Origin of the sequence: Galbibacter orientalis DSM 19592 (assembly GCF_000260115.1) — a bacterium.
In the GTDB taxonomy this organism is placed as follows: domain Bacteria; phylum Bacteroidota; class Bacteroidia; order Flavobacteriales; family Flavobacteriaceae; genus Galbibacter; species Galbibacter orientalis.
Map to the genome: position 1 here is coordinate 264,551 of NZ_JH651380.1, position 13,720 is coordinate 278,270.

General features: G+C 32.6%; 13 protein-coding genes. 6 read left to right on the forward strand and 7 right to left on the reverse strand.

All coding sequences use genetic code 11. From position 1 onward, the window contains the following. Window positions 1-50: 50 nt before the first annotated feature. A complete protein-coding gene (locus JOOMADRAFT_RS18450; RefSeq protein WP_008616103.1) occupies window positions 51-2,264 on the reverse strand; it encodes a S41 family peptidase in 2,214 nt (737 codons plus the stop codon). Window positions 2,265-2,485: 221 nt separating this feature from the next. Between JOOMADRAFT_RS18450 and JOOMADRAFT_RS18455 the strand changes: the two genes are divergently transcribed. The 4 genes from JOOMADRAFT_RS18455 (at window position 2,486) to JOOMADRAFT_RS18470 (ending at window position 4,208) form a co-directional block, all read left to right on the forward strand. After that, on the forward strand, window positions 2,486-2,851 hold the full coding sequence (locus JOOMADRAFT_RS18455) for a hypothetical protein (protein WP_008616105.1): 366 nt from the start codon (window positions 2,486-2,488) through the stop codon (window positions 2,849-2,851). A gap of 1 nt (window position 2,852) precedes the next feature. Beyond that, window positions 2,853-3,191 carry a gamma-glutamylcyclotransferase family protein gene (locus JOOMADRAFT_RS18460; protein ID WP_008616107.1) on the forward strand — a complete coding sequence of 113 codons (339 nt, stop codon included), beginning with the start codon at window positions 2,853-2,855 and terminating at the stop codon, window positions 3,189-3,191. Between the two features lie 317 nt (window positions 3,192-3,508). Beyond that, on the forward strand, window positions 3,509-4,015 hold the full coding sequence (locus tag JOOMADRAFT_RS18465; protein WP_394359006.1) for a zeta toxin: 507 nt from the start codon (window positions 3,509-3,511) through the stop codon (window positions 4,013-4,015). Continuing rightward, a complete protein-coding gene (locus JOOMADRAFT_RS18470; RefSeq protein ID WP_008616109.1) occupies window positions 4,008-4,208 on the forward strand; it encodes a hypothetical protein in 201 nt (66 codons plus the stop codon). The genes JOOMADRAFT_RS18465 and JOOMADRAFT_RS18470 overlap by 8 nt, the downstream gene beginning before the upstream one ends. Window positions 4,209-4,518: 310 nt before the next feature. On the opposite strand, the gene leuB is transcribed toward JOOMADRAFT_RS18470, so the two are convergent. The 4 genes from leuB to JOOMADRAFT_RS18490 form a co-directional block, all read right to left on the reverse strand. Next, entirely contained in the window at window positions 4,519-5,637 is a 1,119-nt protein-coding gene (gene leuB, locus JOOMADRAFT_RS18475) for a 3-isopropylmalate dehydrogenase (RefSeq protein WP_008616110.1), read from the reverse strand. Between the two features lie 11 nt (window positions 5,638-5,648). After that, window positions 5,649-6,239, reverse strand: a complete 591-nt coding sequence (leuD, locus tag JOOMADRAFT_RS18480) for a 3-isopropylmalate dehydratase small subunit (protein WP_008616111.1) — start codon at window positions 6,237-6,239, stop codon at window positions 5,649-5,651. A gap of 163 nt (window positions 6,240-6,402) precedes the next feature. After that, a complete protein-coding gene (gene leuC / locus JOOMADRAFT_RS18485) occupies window positions 6,403-7,800 on the reverse strand; it encodes a 3-isopropylmalate dehydratase large subunit (RefSeq protein WP_008616112.1) in 1,398 nt (465 codons plus the stop codon). Window positions 7,801-7,805: 5 nt separating this feature from the next. Then, the gene (locus tag JOOMADRAFT_RS18490) at window positions 7,806-8,978 is read right to left on the reverse strand and encodes a 2-isopropylmalate synthase (protein ID WP_008616113.1); all 1,173 of its coding nucleotides are present in this window, start codon (window positions 8,976-8,978) and stop codon (window positions 7,806-7,808) included. 153 nt (window positions 8,979-9,131) lie between these two features. Between JOOMADRAFT_RS18490 and JOOMADRAFT_RS18495 the strand changes: the two genes are divergently transcribed. Both JOOMADRAFT_RS18495 and JOOMADRAFT_RS18500 read left to right on the forward strand, forming a co-directional pair. Continuing rightward, window positions 9,132-10,676, forward strand: coding sequence for a hypothetical protein (locus JOOMADRAFT_RS18495; RefSeq protein WP_008616114.1), 1,545 nt, complete (start codon window positions 9,132-9,134; stop codon window positions 10,674-10,676). Between the two features lie 2 nt (window positions 10,677-10,678). After that, window positions 10,679-11,563 (forward strand): DMT family transporter, encoded by an 885-nt coding sequence (locus JOOMADRAFT_RS18500; protein WP_008616117.1) that lies wholly within the window; start codon window positions 10,679-10,681, stop codon window positions 11,561-11,563. Window positions 11,564-11,572: 9 nt separating this feature from the next. On the opposite strand, the gene JOOMADRAFT_RS18505 is transcribed toward JOOMADRAFT_RS18500, so the two are convergent. Together JOOMADRAFT_RS18505 and gcvT are read right to left on the reverse strand one after the other, a co-directional pair. Next, window positions 11,573-12,388: a sugar nucleotide-binding protein gene (locus JOOMADRAFT_RS18505; RefSeq protein ID WP_008616118.1), complete on the reverse strand. Its 816-nt coding sequence runs from the start codon at window positions 12,386-12,388 to the stop codon at window positions 11,573-11,575. Between the two features lie 137 nt (window positions 12,389-12,525). After that, complete coding sequence (gcvT, locus tag JOOMADRAFT_RS18510) at window positions 12,526-13,611, reverse strand: glycine cleavage system aminomethyltransferase GcvT (protein ID WP_008616119.1); 1,086 nt, start codon at window positions 13,609-13,611, stop codon at window positions 12,526-12,528. Between the last annotated feature and the right edge of the window lie 109 nt (window positions 13,612-13,720).

A 13,720-nucleotide genomic window follows, 5' to 3' on the forward strand; every position in this document is an offset into this window, starting at 1 on the left:
CCAATCTTTCAATCTTTCAATCTTTCAATCTCCCGTCTTCCGTCTTCCAACTATAACCTCTCACTTAAAATAATTTCAATTGCTTTTTCAATTAATTCGTCTTTTCCTTTTCTAATACCCTCAATTGTTGGTTTAACTTCAATGTCAGGTACAATCCCAGCACGTTGCGTTTCTTCTTCATTTGGGTAATAAACCCCAATTCCTGAAATCATTGTTCTGAGTCCTCCAGGTAGCATAATAGTTGATACATTTCCATCTGCTCCTGCTGTGGTGCTTCCAATTATTGTGGTATTATTTCCTGCTCTAAAAGCCATTGCGGTATATTCTGCTTGACTTTGGGATAGTTCATTAACTAATACAATTAACTTCCCTTTGTATGCTTCTCCTTGATTTGGTATCTCTATATTATTTGTGAAGGTAAATTCTCCCGGATTGTTAATGCTTCCATTCGTAAATTTCACAAATGGCGTGGATGAAGAAACAAAATAAGAACCTAGATTAAATGGAACGAAAGTAGAGGGATAATTTCGAATGTCTATTATTATTCCTTTTGTGTTTTTAAAATCATTTTTTATTTTGGAAATATCAGTGTCCTTTATAGTTTGAAGTGTAACATATCCTATATTTTTTTCTAATAATTTGTATGATTTATCTTCACTTTTTTTGTACCAACGGTAAATATTAAGACTATCTTTTGGATATAGTTTAAGGGATTTTGATTGAGCTTTGGAATTATCTGATATAAACTCAACTTCAATCTCATTGGAGTTTGAGCGTAAGAGGTCTGCTGAAATATCTCTTAACATGGTAGGTTGGTTTGAAGCAGGATAATATTTAGATTTCTCTTTTACTATTTCTTTAACTGTTGTACCGTTTATCTTGGATATTATATCTCCTATTTTTAACCCAATTTCGTCTTTTAATTCTTCATTATAATAATCGGTTACAACCAATTGATTTTCTATAAAGCGCAAGTGTATTGGGGGATAATTTAAACCTTTCCATTCCTCAATTTTATCATTACCACCCCAAATATTGGCATGTGTATCTTGGATATCTCCAATAATTTGAATGGCAGCCAATTCATATTCTAATTCGTCTTTTACATTAATAAATTGTGGAATGTATTCTCTTATTTTTTTATTCCAGTCTTCGTCAATTAGATGTTTATATGGGAAAAAGTAGTTAATCATATTCCAATATCTATATAGCGATAACAATCTAAAACCATCATCAGGGTAGGTCATTCTCAAATATGGATTTTCATTTTTAAACTCAGGATTACCAACATTTGCTATCATTTTAATGTAATAATGTTTGCCTTGTGAACGATTGTTATAGACAAATAATAATTTGTTTTTTAAAGCTTCATTTTGATTATCAATCCAGTTTAAACTAGGTTTCAGAAAAGCATTTTCATCTATTGGTTCACAATTATTACATTTATTAATCGTTCCTAAAGAGTCAATCCAATTAATTATTAACTTATCTCTTTCATTATCATTTTGTGTTTCAATATATTTTGGTAAAAATCTAAAAAGTTCATAATCCCAATTATAGTTGCCCTTTGCAATTTCAGGATGATGATATTTAAGAAAGCCCCAAACTCTACCTAATAATTCAAGATTTGTAATGTCTTTGGTTGTTAGGCTAGGAAATTCAATTAATGAACCATTATCAAATTCTTTATCAAGTTGTACTTTTGATAATTTTTTTTCTTCTTCTTTTAACGTTTGAATATTTTTACCATCAATTAAAAGAGCAAAGTCATCAAACCAAGCTTCTCCTTTTCCTGTAAGTATTCCTGCTATAAATATATTTTCTGCTCCTTCAGGAAAATCCAGAGTGATAGTATATTTCTGCCAATCTTTAGTGCCATTTATGTTTTGGTCTTGCATATTATCAAAAGCTAATGAACTTCCGTTACCATCAATTCTTAATAACAAACCTGCAAATCCATTTTCAACATTTTTGATTTTCATATAGCCCTCAAGCTGAATTTTCTCACCTGAATAATATGCTGGAATTTTATAGGCAATACTTCCAAAAGAACCTCCTAATTCTGGAGATGTAATTTTCCCAGATTTTTCACCCGAATGAGCAATAGAATCTATTTTTAGTTCATAGCTTCCCCATTTTAACCATCCATCAGAAAGAAATTTTTCATAGCTCTGGTTTTCAAATCCTAGATTATATTTTTCAGACTTTTGTGCTTGACAAACAATAGAGATAATTGTAACTAATAATACTAGTGTTTTTTTCATCATTTAAATAATATAAAATAACTTTTCTTAAGTTATATTGTTATGAGGTTGGTTATTAAACTCCTAATTTAATGAATTACTTGTCGAGTAGACGAGTAGAAAAGTTAAAAAGTTACTATGTTTATAGAATAGTGTCTAGTGTCATAAAATCTTTCAATCTCCTGTCTCCCGCCTCCCATTTAAAATGATTTTCTTATTTTTATTATCTAAAACAAGCTTTCATGAAGAAAATAGGAATTATACTTTTAGCTATTGTTTTTGTAGGAATAGGTGGTTATTACCTTTCAGCAAAGAGTAGCACATGGTCTACAACAGAAACATTGGATGGATATGATAGTAAAGCTGCTGCAGAGGAAACGCCAGTAGAATCTTTTCAAAACAACAATGTACAGTCCAATTCGGGTAATGGATTAAATCCAGCACACGGGCAACCTGGACATCGTTGTGATATTGCTGTGGGAGCTCCACTTACATCACCGTCGGGTAACAGTTCTATACTTAATTCCAATAGCATGTTAAACCCAGAGCATGGACAACCTGGTCACCGTTGTGATATTGCAGTAGGCGCGCCTTTACCAACAAGTTAAAATGCATAAGTTATTTTCATATGGTACGTTGCAATTAGAAAAAGTGCAGCTAGAAACTTATGGTCGCTTATTAAAGGGGAATAATGATGTACTTTTTAATCATAAAATTGAACAATTACGAATTACAGATCCAATAGTTTTAGCAAAAAGTAATAAGGAATTTCATCCTATTTTAATTAAAAGTTTTTCTTCTGAAGATAAAGTAGAAGGGGTGATTTTTGAAATTACAGATGAAGAGTTAGCGCAAACAGATTTGTATGAAGTTGATGATTATGAAAGAGTTTTCGAAACCTTTGAATCTGGTACGAAAGCATGGGTGTATGTAAAAAAGGCTACATAAAGTATTGGTGTTTCTTATGGTGTCTAAATGGAAGTCTGATTATGGGTATATACATGAAAATAGATGTAAAATGAAGAAGCGACTGACGTGTTTTTAAGCTAATTTATAACCGTAAATAAAACTACACTATTTCCTGAAAAATATCGTTTAAAAGGTTTAAATTGAAAATATTTAGCTGATTGTCTTTTGAATAATCAATGTTAGATAATTCATACTATTTTTTGTAAATCGTTATAAGGAATCACGAAAAAGTTGAAAAAACTATACATTATAGCAGGGTGTAAGGAGCAGGAAAAACAACTGCTTCATATACTATTTTGCCTGAAATTTTAGAATGTGATGAATTTATTAATGCTGATGAAATTGCTAAAGGATTGTCTCCTTTTAAACCTGAAAAGGAAGGAATTCAGGCAGGAAGATTAATGCTATATAGAATTAAAACCCTAATTAACTCAGAACAGGATTTTGCATTTGAAACAACTTTAGCTACAAAAAGTTATAGGAGCTTAGTTGTTGAAGCTCAGAAAAATGGATTTTTTGTATCACTTTATTTTTTTTGGCTCAGTTCTCAAGCCCTTGCCATAAAGCGGGTTGAAACGAGAGTGAAAGAAGGAGGACATAATATTCCAGAATATATAATTCGTAGAAGGTATGAAAATGGATTAAATAACTTTTTTACTATCTTTAAAGGCTTGGTCGATGATTGGATATTTATTGATAATTCTGGAGAACCATATCAAATTATAGCAGAAGGAGGTAAAGATGATGTTGAAGTAGGAAATATTAAAATTTGGGAAAAGTTAAAAGACAGATACAATGGATAAAAAAAGTGAATTAAAGGAAGATCGAAAAAAAATAATTGCAGGACTTGAAAAAGCTTATCAAAAATTAGTGGAATTTAAGCGTTATAAAAAAAGTCCATTGATTATTGCTAAGAATGGAGAGATTCAAGAAATAGCACCAGAAAATATACAACCTACTACTGTGTACATAACAAATTATGATAGAGAGGTTTAGTTATGGGTGTTGAATTTTGATGTGTTTAAGGAAATCTGATTTGTATTTTACAGAATGCTATTTGCTTATTTGTCCAGTACTTTTTTATATGTTAGTTCATGAAGTTACTTTATTGTTGAAATAAAATATACTCTGACGGCTTACTAAAAAAAGAGACTGTCTAAAAAGTAATTTGTAGTTGTCAAACTGAGCTTGCCTGAGTCTTAAACAACTGACAATCAGTAGTTAACTTCGATAAACTCAGGATAGCACTTAGTGTTTGGATACTTTTTAGACAGCCTCTTTTATAAATTGTTAAAAAAGTACTATTTTATATAATAGTAGACTTTCCGTAATCTATATTTTCCTGATTGTAATTAATTATTTCTTCAGCATTCGCTATGTAATCTGCTATAAAATTCCCTACTTCAGAAGTTGTTTTCTTACTATCTGCATCGATATCTGGAGTAACAACATTCATTTCTAAAGCTTTTTCAACAGCTTTGTTTATGGCTTTTGCTTCTTCAAATAATTTAAAATGTTCTAAAAGCATTGCAGCAGATAGGATGGAAGCAATTGGATTAGCAATATTTTTTCCTGTAGCTTGTGGAAAAGAACCGTGAATAGGCTCAAACATCGCATTTTCGTCTCCTACAGATGCCGACGCTAATAATCCTATAGAACCTCCAATAACACTTCCTTCATCAGAAATGATGTCTCCAAACATGTTTTCAGTTAAAATAACGTCAAACTGACTCGGATTTAATATCATTTGCATCGCTGCATTATCAACAAAAAGGAAGTCTAATTCTACATCTGCATAACTTTTACCAATATTGGTAACTACTTTACGCCACAAACGAGAAGTTTCTAATACATTAGCTTTATCAACCAAGGTTAATTTTTTTCTACGAGTACGGGCTGCTTTAAAAGCTAAATGAGCAATGCGTTCTATTTCATAATCAGAATATTCACATAAATCTGAAGCTACACTTCCTTCTTTATTTAACTTTTTCTCTCCAAAATAGATTCCTCCGGTTAGTTCTCTATAAATGGTAAGATCGGTTCCTAAAATACGCTCTTCTTTTAAAGGAGACTTTTCAATAAGTGTAGGAAAAGCTTTAATAGGGCGGATATTGGTAAACAATCCTAAAGACTTTCTTAGTTTTAATAAACCTTGCTCAGGACGTACTTTTGCACTTGGATCGTTGTCGTATTTTGGATGTCCAATAGCACCAAATAAAACGGCATCAGAATCTAAACACAATTGTAATGTTTTTTCTGGTAAAGGATCTCCAGTTTGATCAATAGCGATAGCGCCTACTGGAGCTTCCTTAAAAGTAAACGTATGATTGTATACCTCGCCAACGGCTTTTAATGTTTTAATGGCTTGTTTGGTAACTTCTGGACCAATTCCATCTCCCGATAATACAGCTATATCTAAATTCATATTCTTGTGTATTAAAATGTTCTAGAAGCTTCGTAAGCTTCAATTTTATCTTTATTACTGACTAAAAAATCGATATCGTCATAACCATTCATCATGCACATTTTTTTATAAGCATCAATTTCAAAGCTCTCTTTTATAGCCGTTCCTGCAACTGTAATAGTTTGTTCTTCAAGGTTTACTACAATTTCTGTAGTTGGGTTATCTTGAATTGCAGTAAGCATAGCTTTAAGCGTTTCTGGACTTACTTGAATGGGAAGCAAGCCATTATTTAGTGCATTGCCTTTAAAAATATCAGCAAAATAACTAGAAACAATTACTTTGAAACCGAAATCTGTTAATGACCATGCAGCGTGTTCACGACTACTACCGCACCCAAAATTATCGCCAGCAACAAGTATTTTTCCTTCGTATGTTTTATTATTCAGTACAAATTCTTCATTTTCAGAACCGTCTTTGTTGTAACGCCAGTCCCTAAATAAATTTTCGCCAAAACCAACCTTGCTTGTTGCTTTTAAAAATCGGGCAGGGATTATTTGGTCGGTATCTATATTTTCAATTGGCAATGGAATTGCCGTTGATTGTAATGTTACAAATTTTTCCATAATCTTAAATTAAACTCACTAAGTGAGATTTTAATGCTCTAAAACCTGTTTTGAGTTTATTGAAGAGCTTGGGTTTGCATCGAAATGTTTTCAAGATTTTTTCTAATGCTCCACCTCGAAGCTGTTTACTCTATAAGTTAGCAAATCTAAACTCTGTACTTTTCTAAACTAGTTCTAATTCTTCAACTTCTTCGGTTACATCTATTATTTTTCCTGCTATTGCAGTGGCAGCAGCTACTAACGGACTAGCTAAAATAGTACGTGCACCTTGCCCTTGTCTACCTTCAAAATTTCTATTGGAAGTAGATACGCAATATTCGCCCGCAGGAATTTTATCTTCATTCATTCCTAAACAAGCCGAGCATCCACTTTGGCGCATTTCAAAGCCTGCAGCTTCAAAAATATCTTGAATTCCTTCTTCTTTTATTTGTTTGGCTACTTGTTGAGATCCTGGAACAATTAAGGCATTTACATTGGTTGCCTTTTGTTTTCCTTTAATGTATTCCGCAGCAATTCTAAAATCTTCAATTCTTGAGTTGGTGCAACTTCCTATAAAAACATAATTGATTTCTTTTCCTAAGAGCTTTTCTCCCTTTTTAAAGCCCATATAATCTAAGGATTTCTCAAAAGAAACATCGTCTTTACTCGGAATGGCTTCTGTTATTTTTATCCCCATTCCAGGGTTGGTTCCGTAAGTAACCATAGGTTCGATGTCTTCAGCATCAAAAGAATATTCTTTATCAAAGCTAGCATCTGCATCTGTAGGAAGCGTTTTCCAATAAGCTACTTTTTTATCAAATTCCTCTCCTTTAGGAGCAAATTCACGATCTTTTACATACTCAAAAGTAGTTTCGTCTGGAGCAATCATTCCGCCACGAGCTCCCATTTCAATACTCATATTACAAACCGTCATGCGGCCTTCCATAGTCATGGCTTCAAAAACATCACCTGCATATTCTACAAAATATCCAGTACCAGAATTGGTACCTAGTTTAGCAATAATATATAGAATAACATCTTTTGGTAAAACACCTTTTTTAACCTTTCCGTTTACGGTAATACGCATACTTTTTGGTTTCGAAAGTAATAAACACTGGCTCGCAAAAACTTGCGCTACTTGGCTTGTTCCAATTCCAAAAGCAATAGTACCAAAAGCTCCGTGAGTAGAGGTATGGCTGTCTCCACAAACCATAGTCATTCCAGGTTGTGTAATTCCTAGTTCTGGAGCCATAACATGAACAATTCCTTGGTATGGGTGCCCTAAGCCGTAAAGGGTTACATCGTGTTTTTTACAGTTTTCTGTCAGCATTTCTACCTGTTTTTTAGACAAGAGGTCTTGAATAGGTAAATGTTGATCTTTTGTAGGTACATTATGGTCTGCTGTAGCTACAATTTGGTTTTTACGGAATAGGGGAATATTACGTTCTTCAAGCTCATTAAAAGCTTGCGGACTCGTAACTTCATGGATTAAATGTTTATCAATATATAATACCTGAGGTCCATTTTCTACTGTATGAACCACATGGCTATCCCAAACTTTATCAAATAATGTTTTACTCATTATAATTAAGCAATTGCTTTAATATCTATTTTACTGATTTCAATAATTTGATGAATATCTTCATCTAAAACTTCTTTCTTTCTATCTGCAAAGGTTAAAAATTCTTGATAAACTTCGTCTAACTGAAGCTTTGTTAACTCATAACCTACTTTTTTAGCTCTATATGCTAAAGCAGCACGACCACTACGGGCGGTTAAAACAATTGCAGATTCGGTAACGCCTACGTCTGCAGGATCTATAATTTCGTAGGTCTCTCTGTTTTTAATAACCCCATCTTGATGAATTCCAGAGCTGTGCGCAAAAGCATTAGCTCCTACAATGGCTTTATTTGGTTGTACAGGCATTCCCATACTTTCAGAAACCATTTTACTGGTGCTGTAAAGGAGTTGTGAATTGATGTTGGTGTCTAAATTTAAATTCGGGTGTTGGCGTAAAACCATGACGACTTCTTCTAAAGACGTATTTCCAGCACGTTCTCCAATTCCGTTGATAGTGCATTCTATTTGTCGTGCTCCTCCAATAACTCCAGCAATAGAGTTTGCGGTAGCTAAACCAAGGTCGTTATGACAGTGGCAAGAAAGAATTGCTTTGTGAATACCCGTAACGTTTTCTTTTAAATACCGCATTTTAGCCCCATATTCTTCAGGTAAGCAATATCCTGTAGTATCTGGAATATTTAATACGGTAGCTCCTGCTTTTACAACTGCCTCACAAACACGAGCTAAATATTCATTGTCGGTACGACCAGCATCTTCAGCATAAAACTCAACATCTTCTACAAACGTCTTAGCATATTTTACAGCAGCAACAGCACGTTCAATAATCTCTTCACGAGTAGATTTGAATTTATATTTTATATGAGAATCTGATGTTCCAATTCCAGTGTGTATTCTAGGTCTTACAGCATGCTTTATTGCTTCTGCTGCTACTTCGATATCTTTTTTAACGGAACGTGTAAGACCACAAACCGTTGCATTTTTTACAATTTTAGAGATTTCAGCTACAGATGTAAAGTCTCCCGGACTAGAAATAGGGAAACCAGCTTCAATAACATCAACTCCCAGATCGTCAAGACGCTTTGCAATGACAAGCTTTTGTTCTGTGTTAAGCTTGCATCCAGGTACTTGTTCTCCGTCTCTTAATGTCGTGTCAAAGATTTGAACTTTTTCTTTACTCATCTTGATTTTTTAATGTAATTTGAAATTTGTTATACGAATTTATATTTTGTGAACGTAATTTTAAGTTCACTTAACCATTTCTTTACAATGCTTAAGTGTTCTTTTATATAGTTAAATAATTGATATTCAGTTAATTGAATTTTTATTTTTACAATGACAAGTCAGCAAAAAGACACATTATTTATACTGGTTAAATCTCTTTCTAAATCTGAAAAGAGACAATTTAAGCTTTATGTGAATAGGTTAGGGGTAAATGCAGATGCAAAATTTTTAGCTTTATTCAATCTTTTGGATAAGATGCATGATTATAAAGAGGCTGAAATTTTAAAAAGTGGAATTGTTAAAAAACAACAACTCTCCAATTTAAAGGCACATCTTTATAAGCAAATTCTGGTAAGCTTACGTTTAAATCCCGTAAATCAAAATATACGACTTCAAATTAGGGAGCAACTTGACTTTGCAACTATTTTGTACCATAAAGGATTGTATAAACAAAGCTTAAAAATTTTGGATAAGGCCAAGTCTTTGGCTATTGAAAATCAAGAAAAAGTAGTTGCCTATGAAATTGTAGAACTAGAAAAAGTTATAGAAACACAATACATTACTAGAAGTATAAGTGGGCGTGCCGACGAATTAGCAATTCAAGCAAAGGAATTGAGTATGCAAAATGTATTGACAAGTAAACTTTCTAATCTATCGCTTCAATTATATGGAATTATGTTGAAGTTTGGGTATGTAAAAAGTGATGAAGAATATAAATGGGTTACAGAATACTACAAATCTCACTTACCTACTTTTAAAGTTTCAGAATTAGATTTTAGAGAAAAATTATGGTTGTATAAAGCGCAACTATGGTATAGTTTTTTAATTCAGGACTTTTTATCGTGTTATAAATATTCGTTGCGTTGGGTAGAACTTTTCTATGAAAACGAACAAATGATTTATTTAAATCCTGTATTCTTTTTAAAAGGAAATAATTACTTGTTAGAATCGATGTTTTATGTAAAAAATCGTCGTGGATTTAGGGAAGCATTACAGAAATTAGAACATATCGTTACGGATGATAAGTTTCCGAAGAATGATAATTTAGAGGTTTTAATTTTTCATTATAAATATAGTAGCAAAATTAATCTTCATTTTCTAGAAGGTACTTTTGAAGAAGGATTGCATTTAGAAAAGGAAATTATAGATGGAATAAAATTACACAGCGATAAATTAGACGAACACCATATTATGGTTCTCTACTATAAAATTGCGTGTTTGTATTTTGGGGTTGGCAATAATAAAAAGTGTATCTCTTATCTGAAAAAAATAATAGATAATAAAAACCTTACCATGCGTGAAGATTTAATGTGCTTTGCTCGTGTATTGAGTTTGGTTGCGCATTATGAAGCTGGTATGGATTACCATTTGGAAGTTCAATTAAAAAGCACCTATAAATTTTTATTAAAAATGAATGATCTCCATGAGGTGCAAAAGGAAATGATTAAGTTTCTTAGAAATTTAGGAGAAATCTTTCCTAGTCAGTTAAAAGATGAATTTAAAAAACTGCATGCAACTTTAAAGAAATATGAAAATCACCCGTATGAAAAACGTGCCTTTTTATATTTAGATATTATCTCATGGCTAGAAAGTAATATTCAAAACCGACCAGTAGGGGAGATTATTAAAGAGAAAGCTAAAGAATTAGTTCGTTAGTTTTGGAAGAAAAAAATCATTTTAAACATATTCTAGAACTAAATTTAGCGGTACTTTTAATTAGTACTTCTGGAGTTTTAGGACGTTATATAGCCCTGCCAGCAGAACAGATTATTTTATTTAGAGCAATTTTGGCTGTTGGTTTTATCTACCTTTTTTGTAGGTACAAAAAGTTTAATTTAAAAATAAATGCTAAACAAGATTTAAAAATTGTATTACTCTGTGGCGTTTTTTTTGGGATCCATTGGGTAACCTATTTTTATGCTTTACAACTTTCTAGTGTAGCAATTGGAATGCTCTCTATTTATACCTACCCTGTAATTACTTCTTTTCTAGAACCGATTATTTTAAAAAGTCGTTTTCAAAAATCGCATTTAGCATTAGCAGTTTTAGTGCTTACAGGGGTTTACTTTTTAGTGCCAGAAGTAAGCTTTAAAAATCAACATTTTATAGCGGTTTTATTTGGAGTAACCTCTGCATTTTTTTATGCGCTCCGCAATATCCTCATGAAACCAAAAGTGGCCACTTATAACGGCTCTGTTTTGATGTTATATCAGCTTTGTGTAATAGTTGTTTTAATGAGTCCACTATTGTTTAATGCTAATTTTCTTCAGGTAAAATCTCAAATACTTCCTATAGCATTTTTAGCTTTGGTAACAACTACAATTGGACATACGTTATTGCTAATGAGTTTTAAATACTTTAGCGCTACCACAGCAAGTATTATGAGCAGTGTACAGCCCATTTACGGAATTTTAATGGGAATGTTGTTTTTAGGAGAATTCCCTGCATGGCACACTATTATTGGAGGTGCTTTAATATTAAGTGCTGTTTTTATTGAAAGCATCCGCACGGTAAAAGCTTCTAAAAAAGCGATAGAAAAATAAATAAGAATACTAATTCTTAGCCTTCAACTCATTTATAATATCAAAATGACCGAAAATTAAATGCTTTGGAAGTTTGTTGTCTTTAGGAAGCACCGCCAAAAACCTATCAAAATTTGAGGTATATACATTTTTAAGTAATGGTTTTTCATATCCTAAAGTATCGAGAATTTCTTTAATAAACTCATCATGATGAATTAGGTCTGAGCTTCCCAAATGGTAAATTCCTTTTCGGTTTCTATTAACAATATAGTGGATTTGTTGGGAGAGTTTATCTGCATTGGTAACATTCATTACCAAATCTGGAAAAACTTCGTAGGCATCGTTTTTATCAATAAAATACCTGAGTTCTTTCATCCGCGGGGAGCTACTTCCAAAGACCATTGGTAATCTTGCAATTACATAATTTTTCTCTGGAAGTTGCATCAACGCAGTTTCTATTTTTATTTTAAACTTCCCATAGGTACTCATAGACAAAGTCTTGTCGTACTCATAAGAAGGGAAATTACTAAAAGCATCAAAAACATTGGCAGAAGATAAAAATATAAGCTTACTGTTGCTAGCACGACAATAATCTACCAAATCGAGATGTGTATCTATTTGAGCTTCAAAATTTCCACGTAGCGCCGAGATAATAATTGTTGGTCGCACTTGGGTTAAAATCTCAAACAAATCATCGTTTTCCATATCAAAATGAAAAAAATGCTTGTTATTAGAATAGATTTTTCCTGTGTGGTAGGTGCCATAGGTATCAAAGTAAGGACAGAGTTCTTTGTAAAGTGTCCCTCCAATAAATCCGCTTGCTCCTAAAATTAATATCCTTTTCAATAAGCGTTACCTTTTTGTATTTAAGAGTGTTTGTATACGCTCTTTCTTAAATAAATTTACTCTATAATCGAGCTTTATGTGCTCAGGCACTTGCGTTTAGATTTTTTGTTCTTTCCAGCAATGTCTTGAGCACTAATTTATTTTTTATAAAACGGAAGCTTTACTACTTTAGCTTCTACTTTTTTCTTTCTTATTTGTAAGTAAATTGTAGTTCCAACTTCAGCATTTTCTGTAGTTACATATCCCATACCAATTCCTTTGTTTAAAGAAGGAGCCATAGTTCCGCTAGTAACTTTTCCGATAACTTCCTCATTGGTATTTAAAATCTCATAATCGTGTCTTGGAATTCCACGTTCAATCATTTCAAAACCAACTAATTTTTTGGTTACCCCAGTTTCTTTTTGTCGTTTTAAAGCCTCAGAGTTTACAAAATCTTTAGAGAACTTTGTTATCCACCCTAAACCTGCTTCAAGCGGAGAAGTAGTGTCGTCAATATCATTTCCGTAAAGACAATACCCCATTTCCAATCTAAGAGTATCTCTAGCAGCAAGTCCAATAGGTTTAATACCGTGGTTTTTTCCTGCTTCTAAAACCTTATTCCAAACCTGCTCAACATCAGTATTTTTACAATAAATTTCAAATCCACCACTTCCAGTATATCCAGTAGCAGAAATAATAACATGCTCAATCCCTGCAAATTCCCCCACTTCAAAATTGTAAAATTTAATAGCGGAAAGATCAATAGGGGTTATCGTCTGCATGGCTTCTACAGCTTTAGGACCTTGGATAGCTAAAAGCGAATAATCGTCAGAAATATTGCGCATTTCTGCTCCAATAGTATCATTATATTTAGAAATCCAGTTCCAATCTTTTTCAATATTAGAAGCATTAACCACTAAAAGGTATTGCTCCTCTTTCATTTGGTAGATAATCAAATCGTCTACAATTCCGCCATTTTCATTCGGTAAACAAGAATACTGTGCTTTTCCAATAGTTAATTTGGAAGCATCATTACTACTCACTTTTTGAATTAGCGCTAAAGCATTCGGACCACTAATCAAGAATTCTCCCATGTGGCTAACGTCAAAAACACCTAAATGTTCTCTAACCGTTTCATGCTCAATATTCACCCCTTCGTATTGTACTGGCATGTTATAGCCAGCAAAAGGAACCATTTTTGCCCCTAATTCAATATGGATATCAGTTAATGCTGTATTCTTCATTTTTGTATATTTAAAAATTATTGTACCTACTATTTGGCGCTGCAAAATTATTTAAAATAATCTCAGGAATAAAACAAACTTGCGCTAATAAGTTAAAAGTTGGAAAGTT